The organism is Anabaena sp. WA102 (assembly GCF_001277295.1).
GTDB lineage: Bacteria > Cyanobacteriota > Cyanobacteriia > Cyanobacteriales > Nostocaceae > Dolichospermum > Dolichospermum heterosporum.
The window spans coordinates 3,199,649-3,220,062 of sequence record NZ_CP011456.1; the positions used below are offsets into that span (position 1 = coordinate 3,199,649).

General features: G+C 39.3%; 17 protein-coding genes and 1 pseudogene. 13 read left to right on the plus strand and 5 right to left on the minus strand.

The window, feature by feature from the left end:
* Window positions 1–285: 285 nt before the first annotated feature.
* The 9 genes and pseudogenes from AA650_RS13835 to AA650_RS13875 all read left to right on the plus strand — a co-directional run bounded on the left by AA650_RS13835 (window position 286) and on the right by AA650_RS13875 (window position 11,389).
* Window positions 286–2,436, plus strand: a complete 2,151-nt coding sequence (locus AA650_RS13835) for a peptidase domain-containing ABC transporter (protein ID WP_053539457.1) — start codon at window positions 286–288, stop codon at window positions 2,434–2,436.
* A gap of 174 nt (window positions 2,437–2,610) precedes the next feature.
* Window positions 2,611–3,045, plus strand: a complete 435-nt coding sequence (locus AA650_RS13840) for a four helix bundle protein (RefSeq protein WP_174763458.1) — start codon at window positions 2,611–2,613, stop codon at window positions 3,043–3,045.
* Between the two features lie 102 nt (window positions 3,046–3,147).
* Window positions 3,148–4,548: an HlyD family secretion protein gene (locus AA650_RS13845; RefSeq protein WP_053539458.1), complete on the plus strand. Its 1,401-nt coding sequence runs from the start codon at window positions 3,148–3,150 to the stop codon at window positions 4,546–4,548.
* A 941-nt stretch (window positions 4,549–5,489) separates the two neighbouring features.
* Complete coding sequence (locus tag AA650_RS13850; protein ID WP_053539459.1) at window positions 5,490–6,167, plus strand: response regulator; 678 nt, start codon at window positions 5,490–5,492, stop codon at window positions 6,165–6,167.
* A 231-nt stretch (window positions 6,168–6,398) separates the two neighbouring features.
* Entirely contained in the window at window positions 6,399–7,298 is a 900-nt protein-coding gene (locus tag AA650_RS13855) for a histidine kinase (protein ID WP_053539460.1), read from the plus strand.
* A 307-nt stretch (window positions 7,299–7,605) separates the two neighbouring features.
* Window positions 7,606–8,562, plus strand: a complete 957-nt coding sequence (locus tag AA650_RS13860; RefSeq protein WP_053539461.1) for a ribonuclease Z — start codon at window positions 7,606–7,608, stop codon at window positions 8,560–8,562.
* Window positions 8,563–8,607: 45 nt separating this feature from the next.
* Window positions 8,608–9,084 carry a thioredoxin-dependent thiol peroxidase gene (bcp, locus tag AA650_RS13865; protein ID WP_053539462.1) on the plus strand — a complete coding sequence of 159 codons (477 nt, stop codon included), beginning with the start codon at window positions 8,608–8,610 and terminating at the stop codon, window positions 9,082–9,084.
* A gap of 363 nt (window positions 9,085–9,447) precedes the next feature.
* Window positions 9,448–10,074 carry a type I restriction endonuclease gene (locus AA650_RS13870; RefSeq protein WP_053539463.1) on the plus strand — a complete coding sequence of 209 codons (627 nt, stop codon included), beginning with the start codon at window positions 9,448–9,450 and terminating at the stop codon, window positions 10,072–10,074.
* A gap of 141 nt (window positions 10,075–10,215) precedes the next feature.
* A pseudogene (locus tag AA650_RS13875) lies at window positions 10,216–11,389 on the plus strand (IscS subfamily cysteine desulfurase).
* Window positions 11,390–11,631: 242 nt separating this feature from the next.
* On the opposite strand, the gene AA650_RS13880 reads toward AA650_RS13875, so the two are convergent.
* From AA650_RS13880 to AA650_RS13900, 4 genes are all read right to left on the minus strand, one after another.
* Entirely contained in the window at window positions 11,632–12,783 is a 1,152-nt protein-coding gene (locus AA650_RS13880; protein WP_053539464.1) for an alanine--glyoxylate aminotransferase family protein, read from the minus strand.
* A gap of 623 nt (window positions 12,784–13,406) precedes the next feature.
* Window positions 13,407–14,246 (minus strand): DNA-formamidopyrimidine glycosylase, encoded by an 840-nt coding sequence (locus AA650_RS13890; RefSeq protein WP_053539466.1) that lies wholly within the window; start codon window positions 14,244–14,246, stop codon window positions 13,407–13,409.
* A 117-nt stretch (window positions 14,247–14,363) separates the two neighbouring features.
* The gene (locus AA650_RS13895) at window positions 14,364–14,579 is read right to left on the minus strand and encodes a photosystem I reaction center subunit IV (protein WP_027400975.1); all 216 of its coding nucleotides are present in this window, start codon (window positions 14,577–14,579) and stop codon (window positions 14,364–14,366) included.
* A gap of 213 nt (window positions 14,580–14,792) precedes the next feature.
* Complete coding sequence (locus tag AA650_RS13900; RefSeq protein WP_027400976.1) at window positions 14,793–15,377, minus strand: PAP/fibrillin family protein; 585 nt, start codon at window positions 15,375–15,377, stop codon at window positions 14,793–14,795.
* A gap of 246 nt (window positions 15,378–15,623) precedes the next feature.
* On the opposite strand from AA650_RS13900, the gene AA650_RS13905 reads away from it, so the two are divergent.
* Window positions 15,624–15,863 carry a DUF3134 domain-containing protein gene (locus tag AA650_RS13905; RefSeq protein WP_027400977.1) on the plus strand — a complete coding sequence of 80 codons (240 nt, stop codon included), beginning with the start codon at window positions 15,624–15,626 and terminating at the stop codon, window positions 15,861–15,863.
* Window positions 15,864–16,052: 189 nt separating this feature from the next.
* Window positions 16,053–17,153: a phospho-N-acetylmuramoyl-pentapeptide-transferase gene (gene mraY / locus AA650_RS13910; protein ID WP_053539467.1), complete on the plus strand. Its 1,101-nt coding sequence runs from the start codon at window positions 16,053–16,055 to the stop codon at window positions 17,151–17,153.
* Between the two features lie 113 nt (window positions 17,154–17,266).
* Here the strand turns inward: mraY and AA650_RS13915 are convergent, their stop codons facing one another.
* Window positions 17,267–17,449, minus strand: coding sequence for a hypothetical protein (locus AA650_RS13915; RefSeq protein WP_053539468.1), 183 nt, complete (start codon window positions 17,447–17,449; stop codon window positions 17,267–17,269).
* Between the two features lie 141 nt (window positions 17,450–17,590).
* On the opposite strand from AA650_RS13915, the gene AA650_RS13920 reads away from it, so the two are divergent.
* A complete protein-coding gene (locus AA650_RS13920; RefSeq protein ID WP_234413181.1) occupies window positions 17,591–18,010 on the plus strand; it encodes a hypothetical protein in 420 nt (139 codons plus the stop codon).
* 585 nt (window positions 18,011–18,595) lie between these two features.
* Window positions 18,596–20,383 (plus strand): group II intron reverse transcriptase/maturase, encoded by a 1,788-nt coding sequence (ltrA, locus tag AA650_RS13925; protein WP_053537704.1) that lies wholly within the window; start codon window positions 18,596–18,598, stop codon window positions 20,381–20,383.
* Window positions 20,384–20,414 lie beyond the last annotated feature (31 nt).

A 20,414-nucleotide genomic window follows, 5' to 3' on the forward strand; every position in this document is an offset into this window, starting at 1 on the left:
GGCTTTCGGCTCTTAGCTAGTTATAAATTAAATGAAGATTAAATTATTTTAATAAACCTAAGTAGGTGAACACAATAAAACCAAACTGTGTAAAGAAATGTAAAATCGCCTAAACCCTCTTCACTCTTGCCTCTTGCCTCTTGCCTTTTGCCTTTTGCCTTGCCATAACGACAATTTTCAACGCCAACCTACTTATATATTGTCTGTATATTTACATCACAAATCAAAAAAAAGATAATTCCAAAAACCTACTATCTACTTCTTATTCTCCAAAGTGCTTTATCCATGAAATACCAGTTAGTTCAACAACATAGCGAAGAAGATTGTGGAGCAGCTTGCTTGGCTTCAATTGCTAAACATTATGGTCAGACTTTTACTATTAGCAGAATTAGAGAAGCTGTAGGAACTGGGCAATTTGGAACCACCTTATTAGGATTAAAAAGAGGCGCAGAAATCCTGGGTTTTAAAGCCAATCCCGTGAAAACTTCGCCAGAAATATTAGATAAAATTAATGAAGCACCCTTACCAGCAATCATTCATTGGCAAGGAAATCATTGGGTTGTTTTATATGGTAAAAAAGGTAAAAAATTTCTGATTGCAGACCCCGCAGTGGGCTTGCGTTATCTTTCCAAACAAGATGTAGAAGCAGCTTGGACAGATTGGTTATTATTATTAGTAGAACCAGACCCTATTCGCTTTTTTGCTCAAAAGCAAGATCAGGTCGGTGGTTTTTGGCGTTTCTTCCAACGAGTTTGGATTTATCGTGGCATTTTATTCCAAGCATTACCTCTCAATTTAGTATTGGGTTTGCTGTCTTTAGCTTCCCCTTTTTTGCTGCAAATTCTTACTGATGATGTATTAGTTAGAGGTGACACAAAATTATTGACTACAGTAGTAATTTCTGTAGTCGTCATGAATATTATTTCTCATAGTCTTTCATTTGTCCAGTCTAACTTAATTGCTCATTTTGCCCAACGAATGCAATTAGGTTTAGTCTTAGAATTTGGGCGGCAAATTCTGCGTTTACCATTAACTTATTATGAAACCCGTCGCAGTGGTGAAGTTGTCAGTCGGCTGCGAGATATTGACCAAATTAATCAATTAATTGCTCAAGTTGTTGTTGGTTTACCCAGTCAACTTTTTATTGCGGTAATTTCCTTATTTCTCATGTTATTTTATAGTTGGAAACTTACCTCAGCAGCTTTAGTAATTTCTGTGGTAATGACCATATCTACATTTATTTTTCAACCCACATTACAGCAAAAAACTAATGAACTGTTAGTTACAGAAGCCGAAACCCAAGGGGTTTTAGTCGAAACCTTTAAAGGTGCATTAACTCTCAAAACAACCACATCAGGAAGACAATTTTGGGATGAATTACAAAATCGCTTTAATCGTCTAGCTAGGCTCACATTTCAGACAATGCAAATTGGGATTATTAATAATACATTTTCTGGTTTTGTTTCTAGTATTGGTAGTGTAATTTTACTTTGGTTTGGTGGCTATTTAGTAATTAACCCATCTGAAAATTTGAGTATTGGACAATTACTAGCCTTTAACTCAATGAATGGTAATTTTATTGGGTTAATTAGTACAGTTATTAATTTTGTTGATGAATTTACTCGTGCAAAAACTGCTGTACGGCGGTTAACAGAAGTTATTGATGCCACTCCAGAAGATGATGATAATGGTAAAAAACCTTTTGCGACAATTTCTGAAAATGCTGATATTATTTGTACAAATTTAACCTTTCATTATCCTGGTCGTATTGACTTATTAGATGATTTTTCTTTAACGATTCCTGGAGGTAAAAATATTGCTTTAATTGGCAAATCTGGCTGTGGTAAAAGTACATTATCTAAACTAATTTCTGGTTTATATAAACTCCAATCTGGCAATATACAAATTGGGATTTATAATCTCCAAGACCTTTCCTTAGAATCTCTCCGTCAACAGGTAGTTCTCGTTCCCCAAGATGCTCATTTTTGGAATCGTTCAATTGTCGAAAACTTCCGATTAGGAGCGCCTTATGTTAGCTTTGAGCAGATTGTTAAAGCTTGTCAAATTGCTGGTGCTGATGAATTTATCAGTAAAATGCCTGAGACATATCAAACTATTTTGGGTGAATTTGGTGCTAATATTTCTGGTGGACAAAGACAAAGATTAGCCATAGCTAGAGCCATTGTTACAGACCCAGCAATTCTCATTTTAGATGAATCTACAGGTGGACTTGATCCAGTGAGTGAAGCCCAAGTTTTAGACCAATTATTTGAACATCGTCAAGGAAAAACAACGATTTTAATTACTCACCGACCCAAAGTAATTAATCGTGCTGATTGGATTGTTTTAATAGATCAAGGTAGGCTGAAATTAGAAGGTTCTTTACAGGATTTACGTACTAAATCAGGAGATCATTTAGATTTTGTAATTCCTTAATTTCCTCTTGTGTTTACCCCCCTTAATTGGGAGTAGGGGGAGTAGGGGGAGTAGGGGAGGTAGGGGGAGTAGGGGAGGTAGGGGAGTAGGGGGAGTAGGGGGAGTAGGGGGAGTAGGGGAGGTAGGGGAGGTAGGGGAGTGAAGAGTAAAAGAGTAAAGGAGGTGAGAAAGAAGATGATTGGTAACTCAGAAGAATCAAACTCAATATCAATGGTTAAATCTCATAGAGATTTGGGAATTTATCAAATTGCTGTTGAAGCAGCAATGAAAATTTTTGGGTTATCAAAAAATTTTCCTGTTGAAGAAAGATATTCTCTAACAGATCAAATTCGTCGTTCTTCTCGTTCTGTTTGTGCGAATATGGCAGAAGCTTGGCGTAAACGTCGTTATGAGGCTGCTTTTGTTGCTAAATTAAATGATTGTGAAGCTGAATCTGCTGAAACTCAAACATGGATAGAATTTACAGTTAAATGTAATTACTTAGATATTGAAACAGGACGTAAACTTTATGGTAATTATAATCAAGTTTTATCTGGTTTAGTGACTATGATCAATAACCCATCACGCTGGTTAATGAATCATAAAAACCATAAAAACCATAAATATTAATCTTCCCCCACATCCCCCACCCCCCACATCCCCCACATCCCCCACCCCCCCCACATCCCCCACCCCCCCACATCCCCTATATCATTCATTATTCAGATAACCATGACTTACACTCACAATCAAGAATTTAATTCTGTCATTGAAACTGATAATTCACTTCCACCTGTTAGTCGTTGGACATCCTTAGCAGGTTTATTTTTGATGGGGACTGTTATTACTAGCATTTATTTATCTTCATGGGTGAAATATAATGTCACGGTAAAAGCTGCGGCTATTGTTCGTCCCATAGGTGAAACTCGTGTGGTGCAATCAAGAATAGAAGGGACAGTTAAAAGTATTTTAGTCAAAGAAAATCAAATTGTTAAGCAAGGAGACGTAATTGCCCTTTTAGATACTGAGCAATTGCTAATTAAAAAAAGCCAATTAGAAGACAGTATTAAACAAAATACATTACAAATATTACAAATATATGCTCAAAACCGGACATTAAATTATCAAATTATAGCTGAAAAAAAAGTTATAGAAACTATCGTTAATTCTGCAAAAGAGGACTTATTAAGAAATCAAAGGGAATATCAAGAGCGAAAAATCAATACTGAAAGTGAATTAATAACAGCAGAGGTAAATATTCAAAAAGAATTAGTAGATTTAGAAAAAGCAAAAGCTGATTTAGATTTCGCAAAATCGGATAGAGATCGTTATAAGCAGTTATCCAAAATCGGTGCAATTGGTAACAGAGAATTTGAGCAAAAACAGCTAGTTGTGCAACAGACAACCTTAACACTACAATCTGCAAAAAAAGCTGTTGATCTTGCTAAAATCAAAATTAAATCAACTCAAGCTGCGATTAATCCAACTACAGCAATGGTAAAAATGGCACAAGAACGGATTGTTCAAGAAACTGCTAGAGGTGAAGCAAATATAGCGGCTCTAAACAAAGAAAGAGAAGGCTTAATTCAGCGATTGGTAGAAATACAAACTCAAATAAAACAATCACAAAAAGAACTTCAACAACTTGAAAATCAGCGAAAAAGTAGCATTATTGTTGCCACAAGTAATGGCATTATCTTTAAACTTAATTTAAGAAATTCTGGTCAAGTTGTCCGCGCTGGCGAATCTATTGCTGAAGTTGTCCCTGATAGTGCTTCTTTAGTAATTAAAGCCATGATTCCCACGGCGGAAATTAACAAAATTGCTATTAGTCAAAAAGTGCAACTTCGTGTTGATGCTTGTCCCTATCCTGATTATGGAATTGCTAAGGGGACTGTTAAAACCATTGCTCCAGACGCAATTACACCTCAAAATAAAGATACAAATACGACAAATTCTCCTGGTATTAGCTACTTTGAAGCCACAATTCAGCCCGAAAGCAATTCATTTGGAATTAATGGTCATAAATGTCTGCTACAATCAGGAATGAACGCTACAGCCGATATTATTTCTAGAGAAGAAACAGCATTGCAATTTATGTTGAGAAAAGCTAGACTAATTGCTGATTTATAAGTAGCTAAATAGCCAGAAAACCCAGAAAACTTAAATTAATTAGCAGGTGTTTGAAAAGTCATGATTGCTGGATAAAATGTTTTACCCCTCCCTAACCCTCCCCTTATAAAGGGGAGGGAACTGGATTTTTCTTGTTTCCCCCCTTTGCAAGGGGAGGGAACTAGATTTTTCTTGTTTCCCCCCAAAGCATCGGGGGGATTAAGGGGGGTAAAAATGTGATGAAAATACGGGATACCACTTTTAAAATATCCTCTTAGCGGGTGTTTGAAAAGTCATGATTGCTGGATAAAATATTTTACCCCACCCTAACCCTCCCCTTATAAAGGGGAGGGAACTAATTTTTCCGGTTTCCCCCCAAAGCATCGGGGGGATTAAGGGGGGTAAAAATGTGATGAAAATTACGGGATACCACTTTTAAAACATCCTCTTAGTAGAAACAAAGAACAGGAAAATCATGTATGTAATTAATTCTGTCGTATTATTTATTGAATAGTCCTGTAATTTGAATAAATATCTCATGAAAATTTCTGACCCTGATATATCTACTCTGATTTTTTATTCCCATTTACCAGAATTAGAGCATCTTTACAATAGCTTTAAATTCTTAATATCAGGTAAATGCTTCTACTTAACAAAAACCTTATGTCAATTTGGCACTTTTATTTATAAGCATTTTCTATTACTTAATATCTCCTATAGTACCAGGTAATATATCTGTCAAAACTCTGATTAATCCTAAATTATTGTTAAACAAACATATTTATTATTGTTATACATCAACTTCATAATCTCAGTATTTTCTAATATTTTTCATAGGGTGAGGGGTAACACCCCCCATAGCCAATAAGTTATAACTAAGAGAATCTAGGAAAAAGTAATTAATAGTAGTAGATAGCAACCAAAATTGATCAGGTGTATAACTATTGGGATAATTATTAGATATGCAACAAATTCCATCAGAAAAATCATGTTTAAAATTCATAGTCATTGATGACCACGAGTCAGTTTTAAATGGGACAGTAGAAATTTTACGAAAAAACTATCCTGGTGCTGAATTTAATCTGGCTACAAATGCTAGTTATGCTTTTGAGCAAGTTATTAATTACCAACCTGACCTAGTAGTTATGGATCTTTCCATACCAGAGAAGCCGGAAACTACAGCGAAAGTTGATACAGGGATTCAACTGCTTAAGGTTTTGATGAAAAATTATTCCCATTTGAATCTTGTTATTCAAAGCGCCCATGTGAAAACATTGATCCGCATTCGTCCTTATATTGATAATCATAAAGGAGGCTTCACTGTCGCTGATAAAAGTCTTCCTACCCAGGAAATGTTAACTAGAGTTGATTGGGCATTACAGGGATTAACTCATACAAAAGATATCAAAGGAATTCATTCAGGTTTAGAGGTAAAACCAGAATGGTTGAAGGTGCTGAATCTAGCCTTTGAAGAAGGATTACAAGATAAAGTAATTGCTAAAAATATGTGCATATCTGAACGCATGGTACGTCATTATTGGAGTAAGTTACAAGATGCTTTAAATATTTACCCAGAAGAAGGTAAAAATATCCGTATTCAAACGGAAATGAGAGCTAGAGCCGAAGGATTAATTGATTAATCAACTAACAAATAAAGTTAGTATAAGAGGTTGTTTGAAAACTTTTTCGTGTGGGATCTGACACCCGCAGATCCCCCTAAATCCCCCTTGAAAAGGGGGACTTTGAGGAATTTAGCCCCCCTTTGTAAGGGGGGTTGGGGGGGATCTCGATTAATTCTGATACTTTTCAAACATCCTCTAATCAATAATATTTTTTCCATCATTAAGGTGTTAAGACTGGAATAAAAGCTTATGCAAACTCAATTTTGGAAGAAACTACAGGAAGAAATTTATTTTGTTTCTGTAGGCAAGTTATCAGAGGTTATCATTACTATTTTTAGTCTAGTATTGATTAGTCATTTTTTATTAACTTGGGGGTGGTCATTTTCCATGTTTCCAGCAATTTTTGTCATGGTTGTAAATGGCATCAGTATCGTGTCTTTATATCAATATAATCAAACAATTAAATCTGGAATCAAAGCTCGTCAAACCATGATTGAAACTACATTTGAAACAATTCATAATGGACCCCTGCAAAGTCTAGCTAAAATTTTAAGATTAGTTAAAGGGCAGGATTTACCAATGAATAAATTGCTGCCTATTATAGAAAAAGAACTTGAAGAATTGAACCAAGAGTTACGAGGAATATATGAATTTTGGCAACAAGAAACTCTTAATCAAGATACTAGCCTTTATTTAGGAAGTAATGTAGTTATAGATTTGCGAAACCCTTTACATGAAATTCTCTACCAAGTTTATACCTACACCTTAGAACGGGATTTTCCCTGTTTTAAAACCCTCAAACTAAAAATCCATAGTTTTGAGCCTATAGATGAAAGCAGTTTGAGTATTGAAAATAAGCGAGGACTTTGCCGATTTTTAGAAGAAGCCTTATGTAATGTTGGTAAACACGCCACCGGCATCACCTGTTTACAAGTTACTTATTCCTGGGTTGAAGATCAAGGGATTTACACTCTGAGCATTATAGATGATGGTTTAGGGATTTACCCATTAAAAGAAGGTTGGGGAACAAAACAATTTAAAAATTTAGCACAACAAATTAAAGGTAAATTTAGGCGAGTTCCCCTTTATCCTCAAGGTACTCTTTGCGAGTTATCTTGGCATTTACAAAATTCTTCATGGTGGCAATAAAAACTAGGAAAATTAGAAAATCTTGATGTTTCGCTTTTTCTTTAATAGCTGACTGTGCAAATAAGTAGGTTAACAGAAAAAATTAAAGGTATGTGAAGAAAAGTAAAATCGCCCAAAACTTCTCCCCCCTTGCCTGTTCCCATACTCCTGAATGGGCGCAGGCCCTGCGCCCCTACCTGCCTGATAGCGCAGCGTGGCGTTAGCCATACTCCTGTCCTCACAGACAACTTATTCAGCAAACCCTACTTACTGTGTCAAAATAGAGAATCAAGGATCATATTGAGCAAAAGGAAAGCTAAAAAACACCGTGCAGATTACATTCTTAGGGACGAGTTCAGGTGTACCAACAAGATCACGCAACGTTTCCAGCGTAGCGCTGAGATTGCCACAACGGGCAGAACTGTGGTTATTTGACTGTGGAGAAGGAACTCAACATCAAATTTTGCGGAGTGATTTAAAAGTTAGCCAACTATCCCGAATTTTTGTCACCCATATGCACGGTGATCATATTTTCGGCTTAATGGGATTGCTGGCTAGTTGCGGTTTAGCAGGTAATGTAGACAAAATTGATATTTATGGTCCATCGGGATTAAACGAATACTTACAAGCCGCTTCTCGTTACTCCCACACCCATTTTTCCTACCCCATTAAAGTGCATACCGTTCAGCCGGGGGTAATTTATGAAAATGATGAATTTACAGTTAGCTGTGGTCTTTTACATCACCGTATTCCTGCTTTTGGCTACAGAGTCACGGAAAAAGATAGAACCGGACGTTTTGATATAGAAAAAGCCAAAGCCTTAGAAATTCCTTCAGGTCCAATTTATGGACAACTCAAGCGCGGTGAAACAGTCACCCTGGCAGACGGAAGAGTAATCAATGGTAGTGAATTATGTGGTCCAACAGAAATTGGGCGAAAAATTGCCTATTGTACAGATACTGTTTATTGTAATGGTGCAGTGCAATTAGCAGATGATGCAGATGTGTTAATTCATGAAGCCACGTTTGCTCATCAAGATTCAGAAATGGCTTTTCAAAGGCTACATTCTACAACTACAATGGCAGCCCAAACGGCACACATTGCAGGAGTTCGTAAACTGATTATGACACATTTCAGCCCTCGTTACGCTCCAGGGAATACTATTGAATTAAAAGATTTACTTAAAGAAGCAAAAGCAATTTTTCCTAAAACAATTATGGCTCATGATTTTATGGTTTATGATGTTCCTCGCAGACGGGAAATTGAATCAAATGTGAGTGCATGATTTTGCTATAATTATCACTTATCCCTAATTTATCGCCCTCTAATTATGAGCAACATTCCCCAAATTGGCCAACCTGCACCGGATTTTTCTACCCCTGACCAAAACAATAATCTAGTGAATCTCGCTGATATAAATCAGTGGCTAGTCCTCTATTTTTATCCTAAAGATAATACACCTGGTTGCACTACAGAAGCTCAAGATTTTACAGAATTATCCTCAGAATTTACCACAGCAGGCGCAAAAATCATCGGTGTTAGTCCAGATTCTGCAACCTCCCATTGTAAATTCATAGACAAATATGATTTATCAATTACCCTATTAACTGATTCTGAACATCAATTAATAGAAGCCTATGGTGCATGGCGTTTAAAGAAGTTTATGGGTAAAGAATATATGGGGGTTGCTCGTTCAACTTTCTTGATTTCACCTGATAAAATTATTGCCTACATTTGGCCTAATGTCAAAACAAAAGGTCATGCTGAATCTGTACTCAAGAAAATCCAGGAATTAGCTGCTAATTAAACTTTTATAAGAGCATCCGGTAAGCGTAAAGCTCAGTGTCTTTAGACCTGAGATATAAGGGACACGAGGGATTTTAATCCCTGTGGTATGTTACAATCAAATTGTGAGTAAGAACAAAAAAACATCTATGTGTTGAAGCATCCTAGTACGGAGAAATCCCGGCTCATAAGAAACAACGGTTAGGTTCAAGTCCTAACAGCAGTATTCATCTCGTTCCCAGTCTCTGGCTGGGAATGAATTCTAGAAGGCTCTGCCTTCAATAATATTAGAGGCAGAGCCTCATCAATTGCATTCCTAGTCAGAGACTAGGAACGAGATATTCTCACCTTATACAATAGGAATATCAATTCCATTATTTGTATTATGGTTCAATTCATCCAAGCGCAAAATATAGGCATTGCCTATTTAGAGGCAAGATTTGATCTAGAACAAACCGACAATGAAGGATTCTTCACTGAATGGTTAGAAAATTTGCCAGAAATCTCTGATTTAGAAAAACAATATTTAGACAGAGTAAAATTGCATTTTCTCCGCTTGGTTAAACATCCTCCTTTATCGGAAGAAACAGTAAAGTTAGTAGTTTTATCTCCCTTACTCAGTTTAGCTGGATTTTATGATGAACCTTTCTTGATTAGAAGTGAATCATCAATAGAAATTGCCGTCGAAGATCAAGAAGAAGTTATCAGAGGCAGAATTGATGTTTTAGTTATCCAGCAACAATTATGGTTATTGGTAATAGAGTCGAAAAAACCTACTTTTTCCCTGTTAGAAGCCATACCTCAAGCACTTACTTATATGCTGGCTAATCCTCAACCTACAAAACCCGTGTTTGGATTAGTAATGAATGGCAGTGATTTTATTTTTCTTAAACTTTCTCAAATCAATCAACCTCAATATGCTTTGTCTGATCAATTTACACTTTTGAAGCGAGAAAACGAACTTTATCAAGTTTTCCGAATCTTAAAAAAACTAGGTCAAATTTTGAATTAAGTAGGTGAACACAATAAAACCAAACTGTGTAAAGAAACGTAAAATCGCCCAAACCCTCTTCACTCTTGCCTCTTGCCTCTTGCCTTTTGCCTTGCCATAACGACAATTTTCAACGCCAACCTACTTAATCGTCAATTAATTATGTCCAGTCGTCCTATCTACCTCGATTGTCATGCTACTACCCCCGTTGATGAAAGGGTAATGGCTGCTATGATTCCCTATTTTACAGAAAAGTTTGGTAATGCGGCTAGTATTAGTCATGTTTATGGTTGGGAATCTGAAGCTGCTGTTAAACAAACACGGGAAATTTTAGCAGACGCAATTAATGCGACACCCGAAGAAATTGTTTTTACCAGCGGTGCAACGGAAGCAAATAATCTAGCTATTAAAGGTATTGCTGAAGCTTATTTCCCAAAAGGTCAACACATTGTAACTATTAATACGGAACATAAAGCAGTTTTAGATCCTTGCGAATATTTAAAAAGTCTTGGTTTTGATATTACAATTTTGCCAGTAAAAAAAGATGGATTAATTGACTTAAATCAGTTAGAAAAAGCCTTGCGTGATGATACAATTTTAGTATCTGTGATGGCTGCAAATAATGAAATTGGGGTTTTACAACCAATAGCCGAAATTGGGGCAATGTGCCATCAACGGCAAATTATTTTTCACACAGACGCAGCCCAAGCTATTGGTAAAATCCCTTTAGATGTGGAAGCGATGAATATTGATTTAATGTCTCTTACAGCCCATAAAGTCTATGGACCGAAGGGAATTGGGGCTTTATATGTTCGCAGACGTAATCCCAGAGTGAAACTTGCTTCCCAACAACATGGGGGAGGACATGAAAGAGGAATGCGTTCTGGGACATTATATACACCGCAAATTGTCGGTTTTGGTAAAGCTGTAGAAATTGCCATAACCGAACAAGAAACAGAAAATCAACGGTTAACAGTATTAAGAGAAAGATTGTGGCAACAGTTATCTATTGTAGAGGGAATTTATATAAATGGAGATCCTCAAAAACGATTAGCAGGAAATTTAAATATTAGTGTGGAAGGTGTAGATGGTGCGGCACTTTCTTTAGGGTTACAATCAGTCGTGGCTGTGTCTTCTGGTTCTGCTTGTTCTTCTAATAATATTGCCCCTTCCTATGTGTTGAAAGCCTTGGGACATTCAGATCAATTAGCTTATGCTTCGGTGCGATTTGGGATTGGGAGATTTAATACAGTTGAGGAAATTGATCAAGTTGCCCCAACAGGTAATTTCTACTGTGCAAGGTTTAAGAAGCGCGTCAGTAATGAGGGTTTGCTGAAAAGGTTTTGTGAATGTAGGGGCAACCCTCCTGTGGTTGCCTACAGCGATTTCCAATCATATAATATAAGGTACATCTTAGCCCCCTCATCGCACCCCCCTAAATCCCCCCGCAGCGGGGGGAAGAAAAGGATAAGCTTTTGATACTGGAGGGGGTTGGGGGTGGGGTTCTTGTTCCGGGTTTGATGACAATTTGCTGTAAATCGAATGGGGCAAGCACGGGGGCATTGCCCCTATGGAAAACTAATTATTAGAGATCATTGTTCCTAGTGCAGCTATCAACTTATCTACACTTTCAGGACGGCTATTAAAACCCATTAAACCTACACGCCAAACTTTACCGGCAAGTTCACCTAAACCGCCGCCAATCTCAATATTATGCTCAATTAATAACTGCCTAGCAACTGATTTACCATTTACTCCTTCGGGAATACAAACAGTGGTTAAAGTTGGTAATCTGTATTCTTTTTCAACGTGCATTTTTAAACCCATGTCTTCCAATCCTTCCCACAGATATTCGACATTTTTTTGGTGACGTTGCCAACAACTAGCTAAACCTTCTTCTGCCACTAAACGTAGAGCTTCCCGTAATCCATAGTATAGGTTAATTGGTGCAGTGTGGTGATATGTGCGATCGCTCCCCCAATATTTCCCCAACAATGTCATATCTAAATACCAGTTTGCCACCTTAGATTGACGCTTCTGTAGCTTCTCCATTGCCCGCCCACTCATGGTAAACGGTGACGCACCTGGAGAACAACCCAGCCCTTTTTGACTACAGCTATAAGCCAAATCAACGCCCCATTCATCCAAAAATATGGGAACACCACCTAAACTGGTAACAGTATCTACTAACAACAATGTGCCATGTTGACGACACAACTCACCCACACCATCCAAAGGTTGACGTGCGCCGGTGGAAGTTTCGGCATGAACTAAAGCCAAAATTGCCGGTTTATGGGTAGCAACTGCGGCACTGATTTCCTCTAAATTGAAAACTTGTCCCCAGGGTTTAGTAATAGTTCGCACATCTGCCCCATATCTACCCGCCATATCTACCAAGCGATTACCAAAATAACCAGCTACCCCAATTAATACGACATCACCCGGTTCTACAGAATTAGCTAACGTGGCTTCCATAGCGGCTGTACCCGTGCCACTGACAGCAATAGTATGGGGGTTTTCTGTTTGCCATGCGTAACGCAACAGAGATTGAATCTCATCCATGAGGTTTAAAAAAGCCGGATCTAAATGCCCTACAGGTGTGGTATTCATCGCCTGTAATATGGCTGGATGGACGTTAGAAGGACCTGGACCCAATAGGAGACGGTGGGGAATATTTAGAGGTTCAAGTCCTAACCGCTGACTGTCGTTAATGGAAATGGTAGATGTCATAAACTTAATTTATCTGAGATTAAATGGGAATCAATCGCATGATATAGCGGTATGTAGTCAATGTATATGCCGAAGTGCGACTAATTAATCAAACATCATATTTTTTCCGCACCATTCAAATATAGCGGCATCTAAGTAGGGCTTGCTGAATAAGTTGTCTGTGAGGGCTAGAAGTATGACTAACCCCACGCTACGCCTGATGCCTCCGGCTCCCGCAGGCATACGGCACACTACGTGAACGCTATCAGGAGGTAGGGGCGCAGGGCCTGCGCCCACTCAGGAGTATGGCTAACGCCACGCTATGCTATCAGCAAACCCTAAGTAGGTGAACACCAAAAAATAAATTACCCAATTTTGTGGGATGGGCATACTATGGCTAACGCCACGCTACGCTATCGACAAGCTCAGCACAAGTCCTGCCCGTCCTTGATGATTAGCAGGCAATTCGTCCCGCACCACAAGAAATTTTTGGGTATTTTTTTAATTGGAAGTCCCTAAGTAGGTGAACACAATAAAACCAAACTGTGTAAAGAAACGTAAAATCACTCAAAACTCTCTTCCTGTTCCCTGTTCCCTGTTCCCTGTTCCCTGCCCTCACAGGCAACTTTTTCAGCAAACCCTACTTAACTTTGACATTGAGAACAGAAATGACTAGAACGCCCACCTAACTTAATTCGCCCGATCACATTACCACAAACCTTACAAGGTTCTCCAGTGCGGTTATAAACCCAGGCTTCACCGCCATAATTACCGTTAACACCTTTAACACTCAAGAAATTACTAAAAGTCGTTCCACCTACCGCAATACTCGCTGATAAAACTTGAATAATTGCCGTTCGTAAAAGTTCAATTTGGGGAAGTTGTAATTCTGTACAGAGAGTAGTTGGTAAAATCCCACTTTTAAATAAAGCTTCATCTGCATAAATATTACCTAATCCTGCCACCATTGACTGATCTAATAATCCAGTTTTAATAGGACGACGGGATTTTTTTAATTTATCGGCAAAATACGCCACAGTGAACTCTGGGGAAAAGGGGTCAACTGCCAATTTTGCCAAACCTGTAATAATACTTTCTACAGCTACATCACCAGGAACATACCACATTTGCCCGAAGGTGCGCTGGTCAACAAAGCGTAATTCTTGCTTTTCCCCAAAAAATAACCTGACTCTGGTGTGTTTGTGTAAAGGTTGATCTTGGGTTAACCAAAGTAACTGACCGGTCATGCGGAGGTGAACTCCTAAATAACTGGGAGAAGATGAGGAAAGTTCAGCTAAGAGATATTTACCACGACGATGCCAGGTAGCAATAGTATTCCCTTTAACTTTATCAATAAATTCATCAACAGAAAACGGGTAGGCAATGGTACGTTGTAGCAACACATCCCCTCCCGTCACTTCTTGACTCAGGGTTAATTGATTCAAACCCCGGCGGACTGTTTCAACTTCAGGCAGTTCAGGCATTCAAGCAAATAATATTTTTAGGGGAAGGTATGGTCAAACAGAGGAAATTGATCAAGCTGTTGACGTTGATATCTCCTCCTATTATTCCATTAAACAATCCCCTTGATGCTTGACTATTTATTTGGCTGCGGCTTTGGGTTTAGGTGCTTCCACCTCAATTAATTCATCTACAGCAAAGTTGTTGGTGTTGAGATCAGAGTAGTTAACTTTGTCAAAGCGAACAATTACAGGGTATTTAATCCCGCTTTTGTCAACAGAAACCACTGTACCAAGATCCTGAAACCAGTAGGACTCAGGGCGGAGAACACGTACTTTAGAACCACGTTGAACCATGATGGATCTTCCCTTTTGAAGTATGAATTGCCGTTAAAGTAGGGCTGATTGTTTTCACTCTACAACCTCAAGGTATTTGCTTGTGGTTTTGTTAAGTTATTTGTCAAATTGCTGGGTTTTCATGGGTAATGAGTTGTTAATCTTCTCTTTGACTTCTTGACAAACTACCCATAATAGGGTAAGTTCATTCCCAAACACTCCTGGCAAAATGTTCTATGTCTTACTTAATACAAAAACACTACCTTCGTTCCCCCTACCTATACGGAGATCATTATCTATATAAGTAATATCTAGCCAACCTTGTTGTTGTTCACTTTGAATGGGAAAATCAAAAGCGGTAAATTTTTTGCCTAATTCAATTTGTTGGATGAAGTTTCCCGGTGTCGTATAGCCAATTAGGCTTTGTAAACCAATTATAGAACGCTGGAATTTTACTTGCACACGCTGTTGGGATACTGGTTCAAATTTAGCAGCAACGCTAACTACTCCTGCGAACAAAGGAATGCCATAAATCTCAGCTATGTTATAAACACTGTTGCTTTCTACCCGAATACATTGGTAAATTTGACCAAGTTTACAAAAGGGTAAACGATCTATGTTTAATAAGGCTTTGCTTGTGGTGTATAGTAGTCGCCAGTCACCTTCTAGTAAATTACTAGCTGCTAATGGTCGTGGCGTGGGATTAAAGTCTTCTAGGTTGGCGATCGCTGCTAAAATAGCTTGTTGTTGTGGCTGACTTGCTAATAAACCGCGATTAGTGCCAACAATTAGATCAATAAGAGTTGATTTGCCTATCATTACCCAATGCCTCAAGAGAGTTTACATGATGAAATAGCATTAATAAAATATTAATGTTCTTTGTCTATAACCAGACAATTCATGAATAATGCCTTTTTGACTACCGTTCGGTAATTAAATGAAAATTTTCTTTGATTCGGATTCAGCAGTTAAAGACCTGTATGAAGGAATAAATTAACTCGTATCAAGTCAGTATGATAGACTCTTAGTGTCTAGTTATATAAACCCTCGTGTGTGATTGTTAATATGTTAGATTCTCCCCTCCGTGAAGCCCCCCGAAATCAGCGAGCATCAGTTATTCCCTTAAAACAAGAGTCCTCTATGTTGGACTGGTTGCGGCTGAGTGGCAGATTGATAGCCCGTGATATCCATGACACCGACTCGCGGGAAGATGTAGAAGTAATATCCGATTTTCTGGGCGCAGACGACGGAATTGGTGATATTGATTATGATGATGACGATGATACACCTGTTGATGATGACTAGCACCGCAGGGCGGAAGTCAAAAATCAAAAGTCAAAAGTAATATTAAGCAAGCTTTTTGGCGATTGAGAATGGTTAGTTTATTGAGGCGGTGCTGTACTAGTTCCCAAAATACTGCGAACTATCAGCTAAAAACAGTCTCTATGGTTTTATTTAGGTTTTTTAAAGTGTGGAGTGAAGGGAATTTTTTTTGTGGACGCTAAATTATCTCCTAACCAAAGTTTGAATTTTTCGGGAATTGGCTTGGCTTCCTTGCTGGCCTTGGTACTGAGTGCAACAGCCTTGATTTTCGATAGCATGGGGCATAGAACCCCTTGGTATCCTATTTCCCTCACCCTACCTTTTTTATTGACTGCTGTGGGTGTGACAATTCTGGGACAGTGGGTGATTCCTCTGTTACAAAGGCTGAAAACGGGGCAGATTATCCGGGAAGATGGACCCCAGGCACATCTCAAAAAGGCAGGAACACCAACTATGGGAGGTATATTTTTTATCCCTGTAGCGGTGATAATTGCTTGTATATTGGCGGATTTTTCTGAAAATGTCCTGGCGGTTTCGGCTTTAACTCTCAGCTACGGTTTCATTGGTTGGATAGACGACTGGCAAATTTTACGTCGGAAGTCTAACAAGGGAATTTCTCCGAAGATGAAGTTAGCTTTGCAAGTTATCTTTGGGGCTGTATTTTGCGCCTGGTTGATGTTTAAAGGTGACTTTAGTATAACTAATATCCATTTACCTTGGGTGGGTTTATCCTTACCTTTGGGACTGTTGTTCTGGCCTGTAGCCGGATTTGTCCTGGTTGCAGAGAGCAATGCTACTAATTTAACAGATGGGATTGATGGTTTAGCAGCGGGAACAGTGGCGATCGCTATTTTCGCATTAGGTGTGATCATTGCGCCAACTTCCCCCGACTTAATGGTTTTTTGTGCTGCTGTCAGCGGTAGTTGCTTAGGCTTTTTAGCCTATAACCGCAACCCGGCTAGTGTTTTCATGGGTGACACCGGTTCTTTAGCCCTGGGTGGCGCTTTAGCTGCGGTTGCACTGTTAACAAATAGCTTGGTGGCTCTGTTTATCCTGAGTGGTATCTTCTTTGTGGAAACCCTCTCTGTGATGGCACAAGTTGGTTATTATAAAGCTACAAAAGGACCAGATGGCAAAGGTAAGCGATTATTTAAAATGGCTCCTTTACATCATCATTTAGAATTAACTGGTTGGTCAGAATTGCAAGTAGTGGCTGTATTTTACATTATCGCTGCTTTTCTAGCTTCCGTTTGTATTATGTCCATAAAATAATCAGTTTTGTTTTAAAAATAAAAATTCACAACCTCCAAATTTGGGGGTTGTTTTTGTTTTGAGATTGGGGGGTAGAAACAGTTTGATAATTTCTACCCATAACTATCCATATATTACTGTTTGTCCAAGTCTTCAATTAATTGATCAACAAATTCCCTTAACCGTTGTTGCCAGTTAGGGACGGTTTTAATTTTTACCCTCTGTCCTTTCCGACCTTTAAAACAAATTGGTTGAGCGTCTAACTCAGCTTTGAGGATTTTTTTAGCACCAAGTTTATTATTTTTCTCAAATCTCATTGACATTAACCTTAATCGTTGGTATACTTACTATAATATAACAGTGTCATTATTTCAATCTCATGTTTTTAAACATGAGTTTTTCCTGTTCCCTGTTGCCCGTTCCCTGTTCCCTGTTCCCTCTGACCATCAGCGATTGACTTGCATAAAAAGTTAGTCGCCGAGGTTAAATCTGAACACGCTTGGTATTACGAAGTTAACAAAAATGTCCCACAAAAGGCGTTAACTGACTTACGCCAAGCATGGGACCGATGCTTCAGAAAGACATCGAAACAACCCCGATTCAAGAAAAAAGGACAGCACGATTCTTTTTATTTAGAGTCAGGGACTAAGGCGAAACCGTTAATTAAAAACGATGGTAAAAGAATTAAATTACCGTCAATCGGTTGGGTACGATTAGCCATACCTTTACCAATTACCGCAACTCATAACTGTGTAATTTCCCGACAAGCTGATAAATGGTTTATTTCTGTCAAGTACGAGATTGAAAAACCTCCCATACTTGCAGATAGACCGACCATCGGCGTTGACATTGGAATCAAAGTGCGAATCGTTGGCTAGAAACCAATCCTGTAAAGGATTAGGGGGATTAGCCGCAAGGTAATGAACCTTGACAACTGAATGACCATGTAGGTGAGAGCCAGTATCCTAGAACCCTCAAATCTTACCCCGTAGGTGCAACGGTGAAAGCATCACCCCCAGGTTTGAGACTAGCTATCAACGCCTGAAGCGAGGAGAAAAGGTGTTATTACTGATAGCCTAAGTCGGTAAGCATCGAGCAAAGTACCCATGAGTAAAGCCCAGGCTTGAAGATGCGATTGAATCGTCGTTACGATGAACCAGCGAAATAAGGCTTAATGCGCTGGAGCCAAAAGGCACAGGATAAGGAGTTGGCAAGATTTGATTTGACCAACAAGCACTTCCTATAAACCCGGCGAACAGCATCACTCTAAAGGTACATAGTATGGTCATTCGGAACGAGATAACCTCTCGTATGCTCTCAGGTGGTCGAATCCCTGAGTAGGTGCTAACCGTATGCAGCGAGTAGGAGAGATTAAGTCAGAAGCGAATGTCTGGGGTAATGCCCAGAATATGCTGACAGATTTACGGTGATTTGGATGATAAAGTCCCTAGTAGTGAGTATATATGTCTAATACACAGTCTCAACAACTGATGGTGGAATGGCACTCTATTAACTGGCGCAAGCTAGAGCGTAGCGTGTATAAGCTCCAAAAGAGAATTTATCAAGCCTCTGTCCGTGGTGATGTGAAAGCATATCGCAGACTCCAAAAGACGCTGATGAGGTCATGGTCAGCAAGAGCTTTAGCGGTTCGTAGAGTTACCCAGGATAACCAGGGGAAAAAGACGGCAGGGGTAGACGGTGTTAATTCGCTGACTCCAAAGCAACGTTTAGAACTTACTGGTAACTTAAACTTGGGTTCAATAGTCAGCCCAACCAGGCGGGTATGGATTCCTAAGCCTGGAACGGAAGAGAAGCGACCTTTGGGCATACCTACAATGAAAGACCGCGCCTTGCAAGCGTTAGTCAAACTGGCACTAGAGCCAGAATGGGAAGCGCGATTTGAACCTAACTCATACGGGTTCAGAGCCGGACGTTCATGCCAAGATGCGGTAGAGGCAATATTTAGTGCAATTAGGCTCAAGCCTAAATACGTACTAGACGCAGATATTGCAAAGTGTTTCGACCGCATCGACCAGGAAGCACTGCTAATAAAATTAAATACATTCCCCACCATCCGCCGACAAATCCGGGCATGGTTAAAAGCGGGAGTGATGGACGGTAAGCAAATGTTTCCAACATCCGAGGGTACGCCACAGGGAGGTGTTATTTCTCCATTATTGGCAAATATTGCCCTCCACGGGATGGAAGAACGGATTAAACAGTATGCAGAAACCTTGCCTACCCGAAGTAGTCATGGTAAACGGGATAACCGTAGAAGCCTAAGTTTAATCCGATACGCCGATGATTTCGTGATTCTCCACGAAAACCTAACCGTTGTCCAAAGATGTAAAGAGATTATCTCTGAATGGTTAAAAGGCATGGGTTTAGAATTAAATCCCAGTAAGACGAGACTCGCCCATACTCTCACACAGTACGAGCAAGAAAAACCAGGGTTTGACTTCCTCGGTTTTACGATACAACAATTTCCACAAGGAAAGTATCACTCAAAGCAGGGATTTAAGACAATCATCACCCCAAGCAAGCAGAAGCAAAAGGTACATTACGAACAAATCGCTAGGGTTATCGAGGCTCACAAGGCAGCACCGCAGGCGGCGCTAATTAGCCGTTTAAACCCAATTATTAGGGGATGGGCTAACTACTACGCGACTGCGGTAAGTAAGGTTGCTTTCTCAGATATAGATGACCTCACGTACCAAAAGTTAAGCTCTTGGGCAAAACGCCGCCACCCCAAAAAGAACGGGGAATGGGTGTCAAAAAGGTATTGGCAATCCATAGACGGTGATAACTGGGTATTCGCAACCAGGAAGGAAGGTTTAACCCCACTTCGGTTAATAAACCATGCCGACACACCAATAGTGCGTCATGTGAAAGTCAAAGGCGAATCGTCACCATACGACGGAAATCTGGTTTACTGGAGTTCAAGAATGGGTAATAACCTAGAAATGCCAACCAGAGTATCAAAACTCCTGAAAAAGCAAAAAGGGAAATGTACCCACTGTGGAATGTTTTTCCGTGAAGACGATGTGATGGAAGTTGACCATATCATCCCGATATCGAAAGGTGGTAAGGATGAGTATAAAAATCTTCAACTTTTACACAGACATTGCCACGACATAAAGACAGCCAATGATGGCAATCCTGGCATAAAATCTGGCTGTAATAGTGCCGAGCCTAAGCCCACCAGAAAACTTGAAAAAGTCGCGGACAAATGGGTAATGAGGTATGCGTGACAAGCACCAAATCATTGAGGAGCCGTGTGAG

What these genes read in the sequence shown, in the direction of transcription:
- AA650_RS13835 (WP_053539457.1), top strand. Translation starts at nt 286, where the DNA reads ATGAAATACCAGTTAGTTCAACAACATAGCGAAGAAGATTGTGGAGCA.
- AA650_RS13840 (WP_174763458.1), top strand. Translation starts at nt 2,611, where the DNA reads ATGATTGGTAACTCAGAAGAATCAAACTCAATATCAATGGTTAAATCT.
- AA650_RS13845 (WP_053539458.1), top strand. Translation starts at nt 3,148, where the DNA reads ATGACTTACACTCACAATCAAGAATTTAATTCTGTCATTGAAACTGAT.
- AA650_RS13850 (WP_053539459.1), top strand. Translation starts at nt 5,490, where the DNA reads ATGCAACAAATTCCATCAGAAAAATCATGTTTAAAATTCATAGTCATT.
- AA650_RS13855 (WP_053539460.1), top strand. Translation starts at nt 6,399, where the DNA reads ATGCAAACTCAATTTTGGAAGAAACTACAGGAAGAAATTTATTTTGTT.
- bcp (WP_053539462.1), top strand. Translation starts at nt 8,608, where the DNA reads ATGAGCAACATTCCCCAAATTGGCCAACCTGCACCGGATTTTTCTACC.
- AA650_RS13870 (WP_053539463.1), top strand. Translation starts at nt 9,448, where the DNA reads ATGGTTCAATTCATCCAAGCGCAAAATATAGGCATTGCCTATTTAGAG.
- AA650_RS13880 (WP_053539464.1), bottom strand. Translation starts at nt 12,783, where the DNA reads ATGACATCTACCATTTCCATTAACGACAGTCAGCGGTTAGGACTTGAA.
- AA650_RS13890 (WP_053539466.1), bottom strand. Translation starts at nt 14,246, where the DNA reads ATGCCTGAACTGCCTGAAGTTGAAACAGTCCGCCGGGGTTTGAATCAA.
- AA650_RS13895 (WP_027400975.1), bottom strand. Translation starts at nt 14,579, where the DNA reads ATGGTTCAACGTGGTTCTAAAGTACGTGTTCTCCGCCCTGAGTCCTAC.
- AA650_RS13900 (WP_027400976.1), bottom strand. Translation starts at nt 15,377, where the DNA reads ATGATAGGCAAATCAACTCTTATTGATCTAATTGTTGGCACTAATCGC.
- AA650_RS13905 (WP_027400977.1), top strand. Translation starts at nt 15,624, where the DNA reads ATGTTAGATTCTCCCCTCCGTGAAGCCCCCCGAAATCAGCGAGCATCA.
- AA650_RS13915 (WP_053539468.1), bottom strand. Translation starts at nt 17,449, where the DNA reads ATGAGATTTGAGAAAAATAATAAACTTGGTGCTAAAAAAATCCTCAAA.
- ltrA (WP_053537704.1), top strand. Translation starts at nt 18,596, where the DNA reads ATGTCTAATACACAGTCTCAACAACTGATGGTGGAATGGCACTCTATT.